Origin of the sequence: Paraburkholderia sp. BL9I2N2, from assembly GCF_004339745.1 — a bacterium.
In the GTDB taxonomy this organism is placed as follows: domain Bacteria; phylum Pseudomonadota; class Gammaproteobacteria; order Burkholderiales; family Burkholderiaceae; genus Paraburkholderia.
Window position 1 is genome coordinate 353,521 of the sequence record NZ_SMGP01000001.1, and the last position, 18,580, is coordinate 372,100.

The 18,580-nt window shown below is 62.5% G+C and carries 15 protein-coding genes and 1 pseudogene; 6 read left to right on the plus strand and 10 right to left on the minus strand.

From position 1 onward, the window contains the following. Positions 1–306 precede the first annotated feature (306 nt). The 3 genes from B0G74_RS01620 to B0G74_RS01630 all read right to left on the minus strand — a co-directional run bounded on the left by B0G74_RS01620 (position 307) and on the right by B0G74_RS01630 (position 2,179). Positions 307–813 carry a DUF192 domain-containing protein gene (locus tag B0G74_RS01620; RefSeq protein ID WP_132373381.1) on the minus strand — a complete coding sequence of 169 codons (507 nt, stop codon included), beginning with the start codon at positions 811–813 and terminating at the stop codon, positions 307–309. Positions 814–958: 145 nt separating this feature from the next. Further along, positions 959–1,153, minus strand: a complete 195-nt coding sequence (locus tag B0G74_RS01625; protein ID WP_011489640.1) for a hypothetical protein — start codon at positions 1,151–1,153, stop codon at positions 959–961. A 456-nt stretch (positions 1,154–1,609) separates the two neighbouring features. Beyond that, on the minus strand, positions 1,610–2,179 hold the full coding sequence (locus B0G74_RS01630; protein WP_132373382.1) for a pseudouridine synthase: 570 nt from the start codon (positions 2,177–2,179) through the stop codon (positions 1,610–1,612). 315 nt (positions 2,180–2,494) lie between these two features. On the opposite strand from B0G74_RS01630, the gene icd reads away from it, so the two are divergent. Beyond that, complete coding sequence (gene icd / locus B0G74_RS01635; protein WP_012434132.1) at positions 2,495–3,751, plus strand: NADP-dependent isocitrate dehydrogenase; 1,257 nt, start codon at positions 2,495–2,497, stop codon at positions 3,749–3,751. 349 nt (positions 3,752–4,100) lie between these two features. Here the strand turns inward: icd and B0G74_RS01640 are convergent, their stop codons facing one another. Then, positions 4,101–4,307, minus strand: a complete 207-nt coding sequence (locus B0G74_RS01640; protein ID WP_007180614.1) for a cold-shock protein — start codon at positions 4,305–4,307, stop codon at positions 4,101–4,103. Positions 4,308–4,857: 550 nt separating this feature from the next. Between B0G74_RS01640 and clpS the strand changes: the two genes are divergently transcribed. Next, entirely contained in the window at positions 4,858–5,172 is a 315-nt protein-coding gene (gene clpS, locus B0G74_RS01645; RefSeq protein WP_006050100.1) for an ATP-dependent Clp protease adapter ClpS, read from the plus strand. Continuing rightward, entirely contained in the window at positions 5,169–7,466 is a 2,298-nt protein-coding gene (gene clpA / locus B0G74_RS01650; protein WP_012434129.1) for an ATP-dependent Clp protease ATP-binding subunit ClpA, read from the plus strand. Before clpS ends, clpA begins: the two co-directional genes overlap by 4 nt. 121 nt (positions 7,467–7,587) lie before the next feature. On the opposite strand, the gene dut is transcribed toward clpA, so the two are convergent. The 6 genes and pseudogenes from dut to B0G74_RS01680 form a co-directional block, all read right to left on the minus strand. Then, positions 7,588–8,034: a dUTP diphosphatase gene (gene dut, locus B0G74_RS01655; protein ID WP_115780839.1), complete on the minus strand. Its 447-nt coding sequence runs from the start codon at positions 8,032–8,034 to the stop codon at positions 7,588–7,590. 13 nt (positions 8,035–8,047) lie between these two features. Beyond that, positions 8,048–9,067 carry an LLM class flavin-dependent oxidoreductase gene (locus B0G74_RS01660; protein WP_132373383.1) on the minus strand — a complete coding sequence of 340 codons (1,020 nt, stop codon included), beginning with the start codon at positions 9,065–9,067 and terminating at the stop codon, positions 8,048–8,050. Between the two features lie 74 nt (positions 9,068–9,141). Next, positions 9,142–10,357, minus strand: a pseudogene (gene coaBC, locus B0G74_RS01665) (bifunctional phosphopantothenoylcysteine decarboxylase/phosphopantothenate--cysteine ligase CoaBC). 100 nt (positions 10,358–10,457) lie between these two features. Beyond that, entirely contained in the window at positions 10,458–10,976 is a 519-nt protein-coding gene (lspA, locus tag B0G74_RS01670) for a signal peptidase II (protein ID WP_132373384.1), read from the minus strand. Then, entirely contained in the window at positions 10,976–13,813 is a 2,838-nt protein-coding gene (gene ileS / locus B0G74_RS01675) for an isoleucine--tRNA ligase (RefSeq protein WP_132373385.1), read from the minus strand. The genes lspA and ileS overlap by 1 nt, the downstream gene beginning before the upstream one ends. Positions 13,814–13,984: 171 nt before the next feature. Further along, entirely contained in the window at positions 13,985–14,980 is a 996-nt protein-coding gene (locus tag B0G74_RS01680) for a bifunctional riboflavin kinase/FAD synthetase (RefSeq protein WP_132373386.1), read from the minus strand. Positions 14,981–15,097: 117 nt separating this feature from the next. On the opposite strand from B0G74_RS01680, the gene purN reads away from it, so the two are divergent. From purN to B0G74_RS01700, 3 genes are all read left to right on the plus strand, one after another. Continuing rightward, positions 15,098–15,751: a phosphoribosylglycinamide formyltransferase gene (gene purN, locus B0G74_RS01690; protein WP_132373387.1), complete on the plus strand. Its 654-nt coding sequence runs from the start codon at positions 15,098–15,100 to the stop codon at positions 15,749–15,751. Further along, positions 15,748–17,007: an RsmB/NOP family class I SAM-dependent RNA methyltransferase gene (locus tag B0G74_RS01695; protein ID WP_132373388.1), complete on the plus strand. Its 1,260-nt coding sequence runs from the start codon at positions 15,748–15,750 to the stop codon at positions 17,005–17,007. The genes purN and B0G74_RS01695 overlap by 4 nt, the downstream gene beginning before the upstream one ends. A gap of 74 nt (positions 17,008–17,081) precedes the next feature. After that, positions 17,082–18,437, plus strand: a complete 1,356-nt coding sequence (locus B0G74_RS01700; RefSeq protein ID WP_132373389.1) for a mechanosensitive ion channel domain-containing protein — start codon at positions 17,082–17,084, stop codon at positions 18,435–18,437. The last annotated feature ends 143 nt before the right edge of the window (positions 18,438–18,580 follow it).

An 18,580-nucleotide genomic window follows, 5' to 3' on the forward strand; every position in this document is an offset into this window, starting at 1 on the left:
GCCTGAAACGCTTGCCGGGCGGCAGTCTGTGCTGCCCGGGGAGCCTGGATGCTGCTTTACTAAGATTACTAGGATAGCGCGTCGGCCCGTCTTTTGCAGGAATCTTGCCAGCCGGACGTGAACGCCTGCTGGCAAGGCTTCGGCAGCCGGTGCCGCGCGCTTCGATGTGGTGCCAGGCGCGGCGATTGTGCCCGCCCGCCGATGCCGCGGCGCGGAAAAGAAAAAAGCCGGCGCCCTGGAACAAGGCACCGGCTCTTGGAAAGCGGTGGGACGAAGCGGCGGCGTTTTCGCGCGGCGGGCGCAGTTTTATTGCGCGGCCGGCAAGCCCTGGATCTTCATCCCCGGTTTAATGCCTTTCGACGTGAACCAGCCTTTGCTCATCTCCAACGCATACACGCCGTTGTTCTTCGGGCAGTGATTGTTGGTGGTTTCGGCCTGCATCTCGTCGATGTCGGTGACCGTGCCGTCGGCGCGCATGAACGCGATCGACAGCGGGATCAGCGTGTTTTTCATCCAGAAGCAATGCACGGCGTTTTCGCCGAAGACGAACAGCATGCCTTCGTTCGGCGCGAGACTCGTGCGATACATGAGGCCTTGCTCGCGGTCCGCGTCGTTCGCGGCGACGGCGGCGTCGATCACGAACATGCCCGCGGTCAGTTTCGCGCGCGGAAATTCGCTGGGCTGTTTGGCGCCGGCCGGCATCTGCTGCGCATGCGCGGGAGCAGCAGTGGTAGCGACAAACGACAACGCGGCGAGCGGCAGTGCAACGGCAACAGCGAAACGCGCAATCAACGAGCGCATGGGAAATCGCACGGCATGACTCCTTGCTGGAAATTAACCCGCGAATGTTACGCGAGCGCGTCAAAAACAAAAAGGCAGATCGCCTTGCGGTGATCTGCCTTTCAACGCCGTAAGAACGGCAATGAAGCTAGTTCTTGACTGCGTTTTTACAACAAACTTACTCCGAAGCGCCCGAAGCTGCAGCTGCTGCTGCTGCCTTCTTGTGCGACTTCTTGTGAGCGTGCTTCGTGGTCTTCTTTGCCGACGAAGCTGCTGCTGCCGGAGCTGCCGAAGCTGCTGCCGGTGCCGAAGCTTGTGCGAATGCTGCCGTTGCGAAGAGACCAGCGACCAGAGCGGCGATCAGTTTGTTCATTTTGTGAATCCTCAGCTTTAGTTAATTAACCAAATGACCCGGTTATATATGGAGTCATGTCGGTAAACGTGCCATCCACCTTTCGGTTGACAGCCGCATCGACAAATTTTTCGACACGTCTGCTTTAGCGCTCAGACTCCCTGCACTGACCGCAAGAGCGGCTTGCACAAAGGCCCTTAAGGCTGAATGCCGGATAGCTTCGGGCGGCATCTGCGTCGAATAACGCCTGAGCTCATGCACCGGTTGACGTGAATTTCGCGGAAATTTATATGTGGCTGCGTTGATGCGAATGAGAGGCCGCGGCGTACGCGCGCATGCAATTGTTTCACGCGTTTTTCACCGTAGTTTCACGCGCTCTTTTGTTTGCTGATACAACGAGTTAGCTTATTTTTTCAGCAGCGTGAAGTGCGAGCGTGTTGCGGATTCCGTCATCAGTCGATGCCTGCGTGCAGATGATCAGGCGATGCCTTCCCACGGCGCCTTCGGTGGCAATTCGACGCTCTCTCCCGGTTGCAGCCCGAGCGAAAATATGTCGAGCGCGCCGATGCCGACGCGCACCAAACGCAGCGTCGGGAACCCCACCGCGGCAGTCATGCGACGCACCTGGCGGTTCTTGCCTTCGGTGATCGACAGCTCGATCCAGGTGGTCGGTATCGCGGCGCGGTAGCGAATCGGCGGCGTGCGTGTCCAGAGCGCGTCGGTCGGCTCGACGTATTCCGCGCGGCATTGCCGCGTCACGTAATCGCCGAGATCGACGCCGCGTGCGAGTTTCTTCAGCGTGGCCGCATCGACCGCGCCTTCCACTTGCGCCCAATAACGTTTGACAAGCTTGTGACGCGGCTCGGCGATGCGCGCTTGCAATGCGCCGTCGTCGGTGAGAAGCAGCAGGCCTTCGCTATCGGAATCGAGCCGGCCCGCCGGATACACGTTGGGCACCTTGACCCAGTCGGCCAGCGACGCCCGCGTCTCGTGCGGCGAGAACTGACAGATGGTGCCGAACGGTTTGTTCAGAGCGAGAAGGCGCATAGGTAGTGGAGAGTGAGTCGCGCAGCGCCGCCGGTCTCCAGGAGACGCCGGACCAAGAGTAAATGGCGGGATAATAAAGCATATTGCGTGGCGGCAGACTCCATGTCTTGTATAAGACATAAGACTTATGCTTCGCGGATTTGCGTTTCGTCCATGTTGGAAAACCCCGAGCCGTTGCCGCCTCGGGGCGGCGGTCGTGTGGGCTAGAATAGCGGCCAGGCCGCTTGCAGTCGTCCGGCATTGCGCGTAGCGAGGAGCGCCCCATTTCGCAGTCTCCCCATCAGCTTTCAGCACAGCCTTCACTGGAGTCCGATCATGCCGTATCAGCACATCAAGGTTCCGACCGGTGGTGACAAGATCACCGTCAACGCCGATTTCTCGCTCAACGTGTCCGATCAGCCGATCATTCCGTATATCGAAGGCGACGGTACCGGTCTCGACATCACGCCGGTCATGATCAAAGTGGTGGATGCCGCGGTCGAAAAAGCGTACGCGGGCAAGAAGAAAATCCACTGGATGGAAATCTACGCTGGCGAAAAGTCGACCAAGGTGTACGGCCCGGACGTATGGCTGCCGGAAGAGACGCTGCAGGTGCTCAAGGAATACGTCGTATCGATCAAGGGCCCGCTCACCACGCCGGTCGGCGGCGGCATCCGTTCGCTGAACGTCGCGCTGCGCCAGGAGTTGGACCTCTACGTGTGTTTGCGTCCGGTGCAGTATTTCAAGGGTGTGCCTTCGCCGGTGCGTGAGCCGGAGAAGACCAACATGGTGATCTTCCGCGAGAACTCGGAAGACATCTACGCCGGTATCGAATGGCCGGCCGAATCCGAGCAGGCGAAGAAGGTCATCAAGTTCCTGCGCGAAGAGATGGGCGTGAAGAAGATCCGCTTCCCGGATACGTCGGGGATCGGCATCAAGCCGGTGTCGCGTGAGGGCACGGAGCGTCTGGTGCGCAAAGCGATCCAGTACGCGATCGACAACGAACGCCGCTCGGTCACGCTGGTGCACAAGGGCAACATCATGAAGTTCACCGAAGGCGCGTTCCGCGACTACGGTTATGCGCTGGCGCAAAAGGAATTCGCCGCGGAACTGATCGACGGCGGCCCGTGGATGAAGATCAAGAATCCGAAGACCGGTGGCGACATCGTCCTGAAGGATGTGATCGCCGACGCGTTCCTGCAGCAGATCCTGCTGCGTCCGGCCGAATACGACGTGATCGCCACGCTCAACCTGAATGGCGACTATGTGTCGGACGCGTTGGCTGCGCAGGTCGGCGGTATCGGTATCGCGCCGGGCGCAAACATGTCGGATTCGGTCGCGATGTTCGAAGCCACGCACGGCACCGCACCGAAGTACGCCGGCAAGGACTACGTGAACCCGGGTTCGGAAATTCTCTCGGCGGAAATGATGCTGCGCCATCTCGGCTGGACCGAGGCGGCGGATCTGATCATCAAGTCGATGGAAAAGTCGATTCTGCAAAAACGCGTCACGTACGACTTCGCGCGTTTGATGGAAGGCGCGACGCAGGTGTCGTGTTCGGGCTTCGGCCAGGTGCTGATCGAGAATATGTGAGCGGTTCGCGTTGAATTGACGTAGGTCGTATCTGCAACCCCGGCGCTGAAAGGCGGCCGGGGTTGTTTGTTTTCTTGCGCGTGGAACGTCGCGCGATTCGATATTCGCGATGCTGCAAAAAAGCGCTATAGGAACCTGCCATACGGTTGCCTATATTTCGCTCCGTGCTTGCCCCTGATCAGTGCAAAAAACTGCCGGACGGCCATCATCGCAAAAGCGGAAGTGGACAGCAGGCTGAAGCACTACCCGATATGTGGGACGTTCATGCAATAAGCACGACTGGAAGCCGACGTCCAAAAAAAGAAACCCGGCACGAAGCCGGGTTTCAAAGGACGGGTATCGACCAGTATCAGGCAGGTGCCTGGATGTTCGATGCCTGTTTGCCTTTCGGGCCTTGCACGACCTCGAAGGTTACCTTTTGGCCTTCCTTGAGGGTTTTGAACCCATTCATCTGGATGGCCGAGAAGTGTGCAAACAGATCCTCACCACCTTCATCAGGCGTGATGAATCCGAAACCTTTTGCGTCATTGAACCATTTGACCGTACCAGTTGCCATTCCAACTTCCCCTGTAACTCATGTCACTACCACGAGCCCTCGAAAAGCTCGACGACCGCGCGATGCAGCCGCTCCCTCCTCACAAGCTCACCATCGGCATTTTTTCGAAATTATGGCGCAGTGAAAAAAGTGCCAGCTTGATTGTTGAGGCTCTTTATTCGGGTGTCAAGAAAATTTTGAGACGTAGTTGTGGCGTTGCAAACAGGCACTTTCCAGGGTTTTTCCCGCTTTCGTTATGTGCGGTTGCGCAAGCGGGCCGTCTTGAAAAGTCGCATAATCGACTCACATGCTGTTCTGCGGGTCGCACCGCCGGCAACAAGGCCGGGCGAGCCGTCAGCCAGCTACGGCAGGTTGTGCGATACTCGATCCGACTGCGGTGCAACACGACCGCAAGGCATCACAGGATAGGGGCCGGCTCCGCAATCGGCTCGTCGATTTAACGCACGCATGGCGGGGAATCACCCATCAAGCGGTAGCGAACGGGCTCACCGGCCGGTCGGCCGGGTTTTGACAGGATTGCGGGCCTGTCCTAGTTGTTTAGAATGGGTGTATGGCGATTATCCCGGACAAGCAGGACGGCACCGTACTGGAGCGGCAGGAGAAGAAGCTCAAGCCGCCATCCATGTACAAGGTGGTGCTGCTGAATGACGACTTCACGCCAATGGAATTTGTCGTGATGATCGTGCAGGAATATTTCAATAAAGATCGTGAAACCGCAACACAGGTAATGTTGAAGGTGCATCGCGAGGGCAGGGGAGTTTGTGGGGTCTATACGCGGGACATCGCGTCGACCAAAGTCGAGCAAGTCGTTACCCACGCACGGCAGGCCGGGCATCCGCTGCAGTGTGTGATGGAGGAAGCATGATTGCCCAGGAACTGGAAGTCAGCCTGCACATGGCGTTCATGGAAGCACGCCAGGCGCGGCACGAGTTCATAACGGTCGAACACCTTTTGCTGGCCCTGTTGGACAATCCGACAGCGGCGGAGGTGTTGCGTGCATGCGCGGCCAATATCGAGGATCTGCGCCAGAACCTGCGCAACTTCATTCATGACAACACGCCGACCGTGCCTGGCACGGACGACGTCGACACGCAGCCCACGCTGGGTTTCCAGCGTGTGATCCAGCGCGCGATCATGCATGTGCAGTCCACCTCGAATGGCAAGAAGGAAGTGACCGGCGCGAACGTGCTGGTTGCGATCTTCGGCGAGAAGGATTCGCACGCGGTGTACTACCTGCAACAGCAGGGCGTCACCCGTCTGGATGTGGTGAATTTCATCTCGCATGGCATCGCCAAGACGAGCAGCACGGACGCCGCGAAAGCGAGCGACGCGAATGCCGAGTCCGACGAAGCCGCCGCGCAGAAGGAAACCCCGCTGGCGCAGTTCACCCAGAACCTGAACCAGATGGCGAAAGACGGCCGCATCGATCCGCTGATCGGACGCGAGTCGGAAGTCGAGCGTGTGGTGCAGGTGCTGTGCCGCCGCCGCAAGAACAATCCGCTGCTAGTCGGTGAGGCCGGCGTCGGCAAGACGGCGATCGCCGAAGGTCTCGCGTGGCGCATTACGCGCGGCGAAGTGCCGGACATTCTCGCGGATGCGCAGGTGTATTCGCTCGACATGGGCGCGCTGCTCGCCGGCACCAAGTATCGCGGCGACTTCGAACAGCGCCTGAAGACGGTCCTCAAAGAATTGAAGGAACGTCCGCACGCAATCCTGTTCATCGACGAAATTCATACGCTGATCGGCGCAGGCGCTGCGTCGGGCGGCACGCTGGACGCGTCGAACCTGCTCAAGCCGGCGTTGTCGTCGGGCACTTTGAAGTGCATCGGTGCGACCACGTTCACGGAATATCGCGGCATCTTCGAAAAAGACGCGGCATTGTCGCGCCGTTTCCAGAAGGTCGACGTGACCGAGCCGACCGTCGAACAGACGGTGGCGATCCTGCGTGGCCTGAAGTCGCGTTTCGAAGAGCACCACGGCGTGAAGTATTCGTCGGGCGCGCTGTCGGCGGCGGCTGAGTTGTCGGCACGCTTCATCACGGATCGTCATCTGCCGGACAAGGCGATCGACGTGATCGACGAAGCTGGCGCGGCGCAACGCATCCTGCCGAAGTCGAAGCAGAAGAAGACCATCGGCAAGAACGAGATCGAGGAAATCATCTCGAAGATCGCCCGCGTCCCGCCGCAAAGCGTGTCGCAAGACGATCGCAGCAAGCTGCAAACGCTGGATCGCGATCTGAAGAGCGTGGTGTTCGGGCAAGACCCGGCAATCGACGCGCTGTCGGCCGCGATCAAGATGGCGCGTGCGGGTCTCGGCAAACTGGACAAGCCGATCGGCGCGTTCCTGTTCTCCGGGCCCACGGGCGTCGGCAAGACCGAAGTGGCGAAGCAACTGGCGTTCACGCTGGGCATCGAGCTGATTCGCTTCGACATGTCGGAATACATGGAGCGTCACGCGGTCAGCCGTTTGATCGGCGCGCCGCCGGGCTATGTCGGTTTCGACCAGGGCGGTCTGCTGACCGAAGCTGTCACGAAGAAGCCGCATTGCGTGCTGCTGCTCGACGAAATCGAGAAAGCGCATCCGGACATCTACAACGTGCTGCTGCAGGTGATGGACCACGGCACGCTGACGGACAACAACGGCCGCAAGGCGGATTTCCGCAACGTCATCATCATCATGACGACGAACGCGGGCGCCGAGGCGATGGGCAAGTCGGTGATCGGCTTCACGAATCGTCGCGAAACCGGCGACGAAATGGTCGACATCAAGCGCATGTTCACGCCGGAGTTCCGTAATCGTCTGGACGCAACGATCAGCTTCCGCTCGCTCGATGAGGAAATCATCATGCGCGTGGTCGACAAGTTCCTGATGCAGCTGGAAGATCAGTTGCACGAGAAGAAGGTCGATGCGCTCTTCACCGACGCGCTGCGCAAGCATCTCGCCAAGCACGGTTTCGATCCGTTGATGGGCGCGCGGCCGATGCAGCGTCTGATCCAGGACACGATCCGTCGTGCACTGGCCGACGAGTTGCTGTTCGGCAAGCTGATGAACGGCGGCCGCGTCTCGGTCGATGTGGATGCGGAAGACAAGGTGCAGTTGACCTTCGACGAGCATCCGGCGCCGCGCAATCCGAATCCGGAAGCGGTGGAAATCGAGTAAGTTCGAACGGCATCAAAAAGCAGAACGGCGCGGGTTTAACCCCGCGCCGTTTTCTTTTGTGCGCTCGTTTTTGCTTCGATCCACGCTCGCTACTTTCGGTAGACCGAAGCAATCGAATCGATCAATGCTTGCCCGTGCTGCCGAATCCGCCGGCGCCGCGCTCGCTGGTTTCGAAGTCGTCGACGATATTGAACTCCGCTTGCACGACCGGCACGATCACCAGTTGCGCGAGGCGTTCCATCGGATTCAGCACGAACGTGGTCTCGCCGCGGTTCCACGTCGAAATCATCAGTTGACCTTGGTAATCCGAATCGATCAGGCCGACCAGATTGCCCAGCACGATGCCGTGCTTATGCCCCAGTCCCGAGCGCGGCAGAATCAGCGCGGCATAGCCCGGATCGCCGACGTGAATCGCCAGACCCGTCGGCACCAAAGCGGTTTCGCCGGGTTTCAAGGTCAACGGTTCGTCGAGGCACGCGCGCAGGTCGAGGCCCGCGCTGCCGGTGGTGGCGTAAGCCGGGAGCTGCTCGCGCATGCGCGCGTCGAGGATCTTGAGGTCGAGTTTCATGCAGATTCGAAGGTTAAGAAGTGGAGGCCGGGCGTCCGAGCCGGAACGCTTCGGCGAGAAGTTCATAGGAGCGCAAACGGGCGCGGTAGCTGCCCGCAACGGTGAGCACGATCAGTTCGTCGGCCTCGAACTGTTCCTGCAAGGCATGCAGCCGCTCGGTGACGGTTTCCGGCGTGCCGATGATGCTGCGCGGCTTCTCGCGATCGATCACCAGACGCTCGCGCTCGCCGTATTCCTGCGCGACGCCCTGTTCGATCGTCGGGATCGGTTCGTTCAGGCCATAGGCCATTTGCACGCGGCGCAGATCGACGGCTTTCTCCAGATCCGCCGCTTCCTGTTCGGTGTCGGCGCAAATCACGAACACGGCGGCCGCCAGATACGGTTGCTGCATGTCCTGGCCGGCCTTGAAGCGCTCACGATATGCATGCGCGACCTGGTGCCCGAAATGCGCGTTGATGAAGTGCGCAAACGCAAAAGGAATGCCGAGTTGCGCCGCCAGCAAGCCGCCGAATTCGCTCGACCCGAGCATCCACAGTTGCGGACGCGTATCGATTTGCGGCTGCAGAAGCACGCCGCTCGCAATGTGATCGGCGGGCAAGGTGCCGTGCATCAGACCGAGCAGATCGGCCACCTGCTGCGGAAAGATATCGCCGCGATTGTAGTCGCCGGCTGCGACTGCTTGCGCCGTGCGCATGTCGCCACCCGGCGCGCGTCCCACGCCCAGATCGATGCGATTGGGGAACAGCGCTTCGAGCATCATGAATTGCTCAGCGACCTTGAACGGGCTGTAGTACGGCAGCATCACGCCGCCGGAGCCCAGTCGAATGTATTGGGTCACGCTGCCGAGCCGCGCGAGCATCACTTCGGGGCAGGGATTCGACACGCCGCGCAGCCCGTGATGCTCGGCGCACCAGTAACGCGTATAGCCGAGGTCGTCGGCGAGCTGCGCGAGTTCGACCGTGGCGGCAATCGCGTCCGCCACCGAGTGCCCGGCGATCACGGGCGTTTGATCGAGTACGGATAGTCGCGTCATGTCAGTACCGCTCCAGTTGATTCCATTCGCTAGTGCGACGCGTGGCGACTGCGCTGACGCGTCGCGCGCATGGCTCAGCGAATCAGACTTGTGTCGGGCAGACGCCTGGCGATCTCCGCGATCAGAGCGCGCGCGAGCGTCTGCTTGTCGGCGCGTGGCAGCTTCGTCGCGCCGCCTGCTTCGAACAGGATCACTTCGTTATCGTCGAGGCCGAAAGTCAGTGGGCCGAGATTGCCGATCAGAAGCGGTACGTTTTTTGCGCACACGCTTTTCTTCGCCATGAACTTCCAGATCGCCGCTTTCCGCAGCGAAGCCGACCGCGAACGGCGGATGCGGCAGTTTCGCCACCGAGGCCAGAATGTCCGGATTTTCGACGAAGGTGAAGCTCGGCAGCGCGCGCTCGGCGGTCTTCTTGATCTTGTGCTCGCTGGCGTGATCGACGCGCCAGTCGGCCACCGCGGCCACGCCGATGAAAATGTCGGCGTCCGCGACCGAGCGCATCACCGCGTCATGCATTTGCTGCGCGGTTTGCACGTCCTGGCGGAATACGCCCCACGGCGTATCCAGCGCGACGGGGCCGGCGATCAGGTGGACTTCGGCGCCGGCCTGTTGCGCGGCGCGCGCCAGCGCGAATCCCATCTTGCCGCTGGAGCGATTGGTGATGCCGCGTACCGGATCGAGCGGCTCGAACGTCGGCCCGGCGGTCAGCAGCACGCGCTTGCCGGCGAGGATTTTCGGCGAGAAGAACGAGGCGATCGCTTCGTAAGTGGCCGCGGCTTCGAGCATGCGGCCGTCGCCGACTTCGCCGCACGCTTGCGGACCCGAATCGGGTCCGAGCACTTCGATGCCGTCCGCGCGCAATTGCGCGACGTTGCGCTGCGTCGCCGGGTTCTGCCACATTTGCCGGTTCATGGCCGGCACGACCAGCAGCGGACAATCGCGGGCGACGCACAGCGTCGACAGGAGGTCGTCGGCCATGCCGTGCGCGAGTTTGGCGAGGAAATCGGTGGAGGCGGGCGCGATCACGATCGCATCCGCTTCACGCGACAGGTCGATGTGCGCCATGTTGTTCGGCACGCGCCCGTCCCACTGGCTCGTGTAGACCGGACGGCCCGAGAGCGCCTGCATGGTGACGGGGGTGATGAATTGCGTGGCCGCTTCGGTCATGACGACCTGCACGGTCGCGCCGGCCTTGGTCAGCAGACGCGTGAGTTCGGCGATCTTGTAGCAGGCAATGCCGCCCGTCATGCCGAGGACGAGGTGTTTTCCTGCGAGTTCTGCGGTTGCCAACGAAAGCCTCCGACTAAGCGTGGTGGCGGGCAGCGAGGCGTTGCGTCCCCGCCGCCATGTCTTTCAAAGCGTACTGGTGCGCAAACGCCAGCGGCCGCGGTCAGCGCGAGCCGCGCACGCGCCGCAGTTCGTCGAGTACGAGCAGCACCGCGCCGATCGTGATCGCGCTGTCGGCGAGATTGAACGCCGGCCAGTGCCACGTGCGCACGTGGAAATCGAGGAAGTCGATCACGTGGCCATACGCGAGCCGGTCGATCACGTTGCCGAGCGCGCCACCGAGAATCAGCGCGAGCGCCGTGCAGAACATTTTCTGCCCGCCGTGGCGCTTGAGCAGGTAGCAGATCACCAACGCGGCCACGACGCCGAGCGCGGTGAACGCCCAGCGTTGCCAGCCGCCCGCCATCGCGAGGAAGCTAAATGCCGCACCGCGGTTGTACACGAGGATCAGGTTGAAAAACGACGTGACCTCATGCGCGACACCGTAGGCGAACACTTTCTGGACCGCGATTTTCGTCAACTGATCGAACAGGATGACGATCAACGCGACGCCGAGCCAGGGCGCCAGCGAACCGTTTGCAGCAGATGTTTTCGGCGCGGTTTTCGACATGGTTCTCGCCATTATGCCGCGCTCCTGATTTCACCGTTGCCGAACAGATTGCTGAAGCAGCGGCCGCACAGCGTGGGGTGTTCGGCGTTCGCGCCGACGTCCGCGCGGTAGTGCCAGCAGCGTTCGCACTTCAGATACTTCGAGGCGATGACTTCGACGCCTTCTTCCGCTTCGCTGTCGACCTTCACGACGCTCGCCGCCGACGTGATCAGCACGAACTTCAGGTCGTCGCCGAGGCTCGTGAGCGCGTCGTAGCGCGCGCCGCTCGCGCGGATTTCGACTTCCGCCTGCAAGGACGAGCCGATCAGGTTCGCCACGCGCGCTTCTTCCAGCGCCTTGGTCACGTCGCTGCGCGCGGCGCGCAGGAGAGTCCATTTGTCGAGCAGGGCGCCGGCTTCGGGCACGGCCGGGAATGCGTGATACGTCTCAGTGAAGATCGTCTCGCTGTTCGGCTGGAAGATCTTCCACGCTTCTTCGGCGGTGAACGACAGGAACGGCGCCATCAGACGCAGCAGGCCGTGCGCGATGTGATACAGCGCGGTCTGCGCCGAACGGCGCGCGACGGAGTCCGCCGCGGTCGTGTACAGACGGTCTTTCAGCACGTCCAGATAGAAGCCGCCGAGGTCTTCCGAGCAGAACGTCTGCAGCTTGGCGACCACCGGGTGGAATTCGTACTTGTCGTAGTGCGAGAGGATGTCGTTTTGCAGATTCGCCGACAGCGCCACCGCATAGCGGTCGATCTCGAGCCAGTCTTCGACCGGACGCGCGTGCTGCGCGAAGTCGAAGTCCGACAGGTTCGCGAGCAGGAAGCGCAGCGTGTTGCGGATACGGCGATAGCCTTCCGTCACGCGCTTCAGGATTTCTTCCGAGATCGCCAGTTCGCCCGAATAGTCGGTCGACGCGATCCACAGGCGGATGATTTCCGCGCCGAGGCGGTTCGCCACTTCGTGCGGATCGATACCGTTGCCGAGCGACTTGCTCATCTTGCGGCCTTCGCCGTCCACGGTAAAGCCGTGCGTGAGCAGCGCGTTATACGGCGGACGGCCGTCGAGCATCGACGCGGTCAGCAGCGACGAGTGGAACCAGCCGCGGTGCTGGTCCGAGCCTTCCAGATACAGGTCGGCCGGGAATTGCAGTTCGTCTTTGTGCGAGCCGCGCAGCACGTGCCAGTGCGTGGTGCCCGAATCGAACCACACGTCCAGCGTGTCGCGATTCTTTTCGTACATGTTGGCGTCGTCGCCGATCAACTCGCGCGGGTCGAGGGTTTGCCAGGCTTCGATGCCGGCCTTCTCGACGCGTTGCGCGACTTCTTCGAGCAACTCCAGCGTACGCGGATGCAGCTCGCCGGTTTCCTTGTGCACGAAGAACGCCATCGGCACGCCCCATTGGCGTTGACGCGACAGCGTCCAGTCCGGGCGGTTGGCGATCATGCTGAACAGGCGCTGCTTGCCCCACGCCGGATAGAAGGCGGTGTTTTCGATGCCTTCGAGCGCGGTCTCACGCAGCGTCTTGTCGGTGTCGTTCGGCTGCACGTCCATGCCGGCGAACCATTGCGACGTCGCGCGGTAGATGATCGGCGTCTTGTGGCGCCAGCAGTGCATGTAGCTGTGCGTGTACTTCTCGGTGCGCATCAGCGAGCCGGCGCCTTGCAGCGCTTCGACGATCTGCGGGTTGGCTGCCCAGATCGACAGCCCGCCGAACAGCGCGAGCGATTCGATATAACGGCCGTCGCCCATCACCGGATTGATGATGTCCGAGTCCGCCATGCCGTGCGCCTTGCACGACAGGAAGTCTTCCACGCCGTACGCCGGCGACGAGTGCACGATACCCGTACCCGTTTCGGTCGTCACATAGTCGCCGAGATACACCGGCGCCGTGCGCTTGTAGCCCGGATGCGCGGACGCGAGCGGGTGGTTGAAGCGCAGGTTGACGAGCTTGGCGCCCGGCGTGGTGGCGACGATCGTGCCTTCCAGACCGTACAGCTTCAGGCAGGCTTCAACACGCTCTTCGGCGAGGATCAGCAGGCCGCGCGGCGTGTCGACCAGCGCGTAGACGATTTCCGGATGCAGGTTCAGCGCCTGGTTGGCGGGGATGGTCCACGGCGTGGTGGTCCAGATTACGATGCCGCCTTCGTTGCGCGGCAGCGCATTCAAACCGAACGCTTGCGCGGTCTTTTCCGGTTCGGCGAAGCTGAACAGTACGTCGATGGTCGGATCGGTCTTGTCCTTGTATTCGACTTCCGCTTCGGCCAACGCCGAGCCGCAGTCGAAACACCAGTTCACCGGCTTCAGGCCGCGGAACACGTAGCCTTTTTCCATGATCTTCGCGAGCGCGCGGATTTCGCCGGCTTCGTTCGTGAAGTTCATGGTCTTGTACGGGTTGTCCCAGTCGCCAAGCACGCCCAGCCGGCGGAAGCCGACCTTCTGCTTCTCGATCTGCTCGGTTGCGTAGGCGCGCGCCTTCTGCATGACTTCGGCGGCCGGCAGCGACTTGCCGAACTGCTTTTCGATCTGGATTTCGATCGGCATGCCGTGGCAATCCCAGCCCGGCACGTAGACCGCGTCGAAGCCCGCCAGATTGCGCGCCTTGACGATCATGTCCTTCAGGATCTTGTTCACCGCGTGGCCGAGGTGGATGTCACCGTTCGCATACGGCGGGCCGTCGTGCAGGATGAACTTCTTGCGGCCCTTGGAGGCGGCGCGGATCTTCTCGTAGACCTTGCGTTCCTGCCATTCCTTGACCCATTGCGGCTCGCGCTTGGGCAAGTCGCCGCGCATCGGGAACGGCGTGTCGAGCAGGTTGACCGGGTAGCGTGACTGCGGTTTCGAATCGGCTTTCTTGTTGCTCATGATGAGGTCGCGGTGAATTCTTTCTATGCGCAGCAGGGCGCGGAATGCGCACGATGCGCGAGGGCGTTGGGCGCGCCCGGCAGGCATGTCGCGTGATCCACGGACGCCTTTCGATGCGCGCGGCGAGGGTCCACACACGCGGCGCCTGAGCGCCTGCACGGACCACGGCGGTTATCTAATTCGATCAGTGGCCGAGGTGGAGAAGCCGGTGGAGCGGCTGCCCGGCGTGTCGGCGCCGACGGCCGCGAACCACGCGCGCGCGTTGACGACGTCGCGCTTGATGGCGGCGGTTAGCGTTTCGAGGTCGATGTACTTTTCCTCGTCGCGCAGCTTCTTCAGGAATTCGACGCGCACGAGTTTGCCATACGCGTCGCCGTGCCAGTCGAGCAGGTGAACTTCGAGCAGCACGCGGCCGGAATCATCCACCGTGGGGCGCAGGCCGAGGCTCGCGACGCCCGGCAGCGGTTCGTCCGCCACGCCGTGCACGCGCACCACGAAAATGCCCGCGAGCGCCGGACGCTTGTGGGCGATCGGCAGATTGAGCGTGGGAAAGCCGAGATCGCGGCCGAGCTTCATGCCGTGCACGACATGGCCGCTGATCAGATAGTCGCGGCCCAGCGCGGCGCGCGCCGAGTCGAGGTCACCCGCCACCAGCGCGGCGCGCACGCCCGAACTGGAAATGCGCGCGCCCGACGGATCGGCCACGGTAGCCATCTGCTCGACTTCGAAACCGTATTGCTGCCCCGCGGCCTTGAGCGACCCGAAGTCGCCCGCGCGCTTCGCGCCGTAGCGGAAGTCGTCGCCGATCATGACCCAGCGCGCGTGCAGCCCGTTGACGATGATCCGTTCGACGAACGTGTCCGGCGACTGGCTCGCGAACGTGTGGTTGAAGTGCTCGACCACCACCCGGTCGACGCCGTTGGTGCGCAGCGCCTCGAGCTTGTCGCGCAGCATGGCGATGCGCGGCGGCGCGCCCGCCGGGTTGAAGAACTCGCGCGGGTGCGGCTCGAAGGTCATCACGCAGACGGGCAGGCCACGCGCATCGGCGGCGGCGCGCACATGGGCGAGCAACGCCTGATGGCCGCGGTGGACACCGTCGAAGTTGCCGATGGTCAGTGCGCAAGGCGCACGGCTTTCAGCATTGGGAAGACCGCGGAAGACTCTCACGATAGCGGGTTTGAGGTGGAGCGGGCGGAGTGCCGCAAAACAAACGATTATAAACGTTCAGCGCAGTGGACGGCGGCGCGTCGCGGTTTCGGTGTCCCCGAATGATAAAATCCGCGGATGAAAAAACTCGTCATCCTGATTTCCGGACGGGGAAGCAACATGGAAGCCATCGTTCGAGCCTGCTCGGACGAGGCCTGGCCGGCGCAAGTCGCCGCCGTGATTGCCAACCGTCCTGATGCCGCGGGGCTTGCGTTCGCGGCGTCGCACGGTATTGCCACGGCGGTGGTCGACCACCGCCAGTTCCCGGACCGCGACAGCTTCGACGCCGCGCTCGCCAAAGAAATCGATAGTTTCGCCCCCGACCTGGTGGTGCTCGCTGGATTCATGCGGGTGCTGACAGCCGGTTTCGTCGATCATTACGCCGGGCGCATGCTGAACGTGCATCCGTCGCTGCTGCCGAGCTTTCCGGGACTGAAAACCCATCAGCAGGCGCTCGACGCGGGCGTGCGGCTGCACGGCGCGTCCGTGCATTTTGTCACGTCGCAACTCGATCACGGGCCGATCGTCGCGCAGTCGGCGGTTCCCGTGGAAACAGGCGACACCCCAGCCATGCTCGCCGAACGCGTGCTGGCAACCGAACACATCATTTATCCACGCGCGGTGCGCTGGTTCGTCGAAGGGCGTCTTGCTCTGGATGGCCTGCGTGTCACGCTTACGCCGCCGGAGCCGCAATGGCTCTTTGCCGGTCACACCGCCGGAGAGGGCGCATGAGATTGCATGGTTTTTTGATTGGACAAACTGAGACTTTGTTGGCTGAAGTCCTAAGACTCAACGGCCCTGCCGACGCTACCACGAGCCGTTTCTTCCGCGCGCATCCGAAGCTCGGGCACGGCGAACGCGGCGTGATCGCCGAGGCCGTTTTCGCGGTGCTGCGTCGCCGGATGGAATTCGCCCATCTGGCCGAAGGCGGCGCCGGCAACCCGGCGCGCCGCATGGCGCTGCTCGGTCTGATGCAGACGGCGGGGCGTAACGCGCTCAAGCCGTTCGTGTCGGAACAGGAGTTGAGCTGGCTCGAACACGTGTCGAAGATCGACCCGGAGAGCCTGCCGCTGCGGATTCGCCTGAATCTGCCCGACTGGATCTATCAGGCGCTCAGCAAGCGCTTCGAGCCCGAGGAACTGGCGCAACTGGCCGCCGCGCTGAACTATCCGGCGCCGCTGGATCTGCGCGCGAACCCGATCAAGGCGAGCCGCGATGATGTGCTGAACGCGCTGTCGAAGGCCGGCATCGAGGGCGGCGCGACGCCGTTCGCGCCGTTCGGCGTGCGCGTGGTCGGCAAGCCGCCGCTCACCAAGCTCGACGCGTTCCAGCACGGCTGGCTCGAAGTGCAGGACGAAGGCAGCCAGCTGTTGTGCTCGCTGGTCGCGCCCAAACGCGGCGAAATGATCGTCGACTTCTGCGCGGGCGCGGGCGGCAAGACGCTGGCGCTGGGCGCGGCGATGCGCTCCACCGGCCGGCTCTATGCGTTCGACATCTCCGAGCGGCGTCTCGCCAAGCTCAAGCCGCGCCTTGCGCGCAGCGGTTTGTCGAACGTGAATCCGGTGCTGATCGACAGTGAACACGACGCCAAGATCAAGCGGCTCGCGGGCAAGATCGACCGCGTGCTGGTCGACGCACCGTGCAGCGGCTTGGGCACGCTGCGCCGCAACCCGGACCTGAAGTGGCGCCAGTCGCCGGAATCGGTGGCCGAACTGGCGCCGAAGCAGGCGTCGATTCTGGCCAGCGCGGCGCGTCTGGTGAAGAAGGGCGGCCGCCTCGTCTACGCCACCTGCTCGATTCTGGAAGCGGAAAACGAAGCGGTGGTGCAGCAGTTCCTCGCCGACCATCCGGATTTCGCTCTGGTGCCCGCGCGCGACGTGCTGGCCGAGCAGCGCATCGATCTGGAAATGGGCGATTACCTTTCGCTGTGGCCGCATCGCCACGCAACCGACGGCTTCTTCGCCGCCGTGCTGGAACGCCAGAGCTAAGCGCAACAGGCTTGTGCCGGCGCGCCGGGTTCGATTCCTGAACCCGGCCGTGCGCCGGCGATTTCGGCGACATCATGCAAAACCGTCTTTTTCCTCATATGTTCAGCGACCTCGCACGCGACTTCGGCCAGCCCGTGATGCTGTGGCAGGTCGGCGTGCTGGTCGCGACGCTCGCGATCGCGTGGCTGCTCGCGCGCGTGTTGCGCCGGGCGCTGGATCTGCGCCGCCAGACGCGTTACCAGACGCTGCGCTTCGGCGCCGAAAGCCTGAACCGCGCGTTCTTCCCGTTGATCGGCGCGGCCCTCGTGTGGCTTGCGCGGTCGATCACCGGCCAGTTCATGCACACCGCGCTGCTCGATCTGGCGCTGGTGCCGCTCTTCGGCATCGGCTTGATCTACATCGTGTTTTTCTTCGCGCGCCGGGTGTTCAGCCACGACGGCGAGACGCACCCGTTGCTGTTCCTCGTCGAGAGGATCGTCTCGACGGTGGTCTGGATCGGCATGGTGCTCACCGTGATGGGCATCCAGGACGACGTGATCACATGGATGGCCGGGGTCCATTTCAGCGTCGCCAACGCGCATCTGACGCTGCTCTCGCTCATCTCGGGCCTGCTGTGGGTGTGCGTGACGATGATCGTCGCGATGTGGCTCGGCTCAACCTTCGAAGACCGCCTGATGCGCTCGAAGACGCTCGATGCCAACCTGAAGGTGGTGGTGGCGCGGGTCGGCCGGGCGGCGTTCGTGCTGGCGGCGGTGCTGATCAGCCTGTCGCTGGTCGGCATCGATATCACGGTGCTGGGCGTGTTCGGCGGCGCGCTGGGCGTCGGTCTCGGCTTCGGCCTGCAGAAGATCGCCAGCAATTACGTGTCGGGCTTCATCATCCTGATCGACCGCTCGCTGCGCATTGGCGACACGATCAACGTGGGCGGCCTGCAGGGCATGGTCACGCAGATTCGCACGCGCTACACCGTGGTGCGCGGGCTGGACGGCATCGAAACGCTGATTCCGAACGAAAAACTGATCACGGACGTGGTGCAGAACCAGTCGTCGTACCTGACGCGCGGCCATGCGAAGGCGGCCGTGCAGGTCGCGTACACGTCCGACGTCGAGCAGGCCATGGCGCTGCTTGCGCAGGCCGCTCAGGGCGTACCGCGCGTGCTGCAGGAGCCGGCGCCGACAGCTTATCTGGCGGGTTTCGGCTCGGACGGCATCAACCTCGAACTAGGCTTCTGGATCGAGGATGCGGCCACCGGAACCTCGGGCGTGCGCTCGGCCGTCAACCGCAATATCTGGCGTCTGTTCTCGGAGCACGACATTTCGATTCCCCTCGCGCAACGCGAAGTGCGAATCGTCGGCAACATGGGCGACGCCATGTCGCAGCCGGTAACAATGACCGCTCCTGCAGTCAATCCAGCCGACACCGCGCGCTGACGGGCACTTTGAGCGCGCCAGGGCGTCTTAGAAAGACCTTCGGCGCGTTCATTCTGTTGATGCCGCACAAAAAATCCCTATTTGTTACAAACACTTGGAACGGTTCAAGTAGAATGTCGTCCAATCCCGCTGTATGCTTTCAC

Bases quoted from the DNA above. Each gene is read 5' to 3' on its own strand.
- B0G74_RS01625 (WP_011489640.1), bottom strand. From the start codon at position 1,153: ATGAACAAACTGATCGCCGCTCTGGTCGCTGGTCTCTTCGCAACGGCA.
- B0G74_RS01630 (WP_132373382.1), bottom strand. From the start codon at position 2,179: ATGCGCCTTCTCGCTCTGAACAAACCGTTCGGCACCATCTGTCAGTTC.
- icd (WP_012434132.1), top strand. From the start codon at position 2,495: ATGCCGTATCAGCACATCAAGGTTCCGACCGGTGGTGACAAGATCACC.
- B0G74_RS01640 (WP_007180614.1), bottom strand. From the start codon at position 4,307: ATGGCAACTGGTACGGTCAAATGGTTCAATGACGCAAAAGGTTTCGGA.
- clpS (WP_006050100.1), top strand. From the start codon at position 4,858: ATGGCGATTATCCCGGACAAGCAGGACGGCACCGTACTGGAGCGGCAG.
- clpA (WP_012434129.1), top strand. From the start codon at position 5,169: ATGATTGCCCAGGAACTGGAAGTCAGCCTGCACATGGCGTTCATGGAA.
- dut (WP_115780839.1), bottom strand. From the start codon at position 8,034: ATGAAACTCGACCTCAAGATCCTCGACGCGCGCATGCGCGAGCAGCTC.
- B0G74_RS01660 (WP_132373383.1), bottom strand. From the start codon at position 9,067: ATGACGCGACTATCCGTACTCGATCAAACGCCCGTGATCGCCGGGCAC.
- lspA (WP_132373384.1), bottom strand. From the start codon at position 10,976: ATGGCGAGAACCATGTCGAAAACCGCGCCGAAAACATCTGCTGCAAAC.
- ileS (WP_132373385.1), bottom strand. From the start codon at position 13,813: ATGAGCAACAAGAAAGCCGATTCGAAACCGCAGTCACGCTACCCGGTC.
- purN (WP_132373387.1), top strand. From the start codon at position 15,098: ATGAAAAAACTCGTCATCCTGATTTCCGGACGGGGAAGCAACATGGAA.
- B0G74_RS01695 (WP_132373388.1), top strand. From the start codon at position 15,748: ATGAGATTGCATGGTTTTTTGATTGGACAAACTGAGACTTTGTTGGCT.
- B0G74_RS01700 (WP_132373389.1), top strand. From the start codon at position 17,082: ATGCAAAACCGTCTTTTTCCTCATATGTTCAGCGACCTCGCACGCGAC.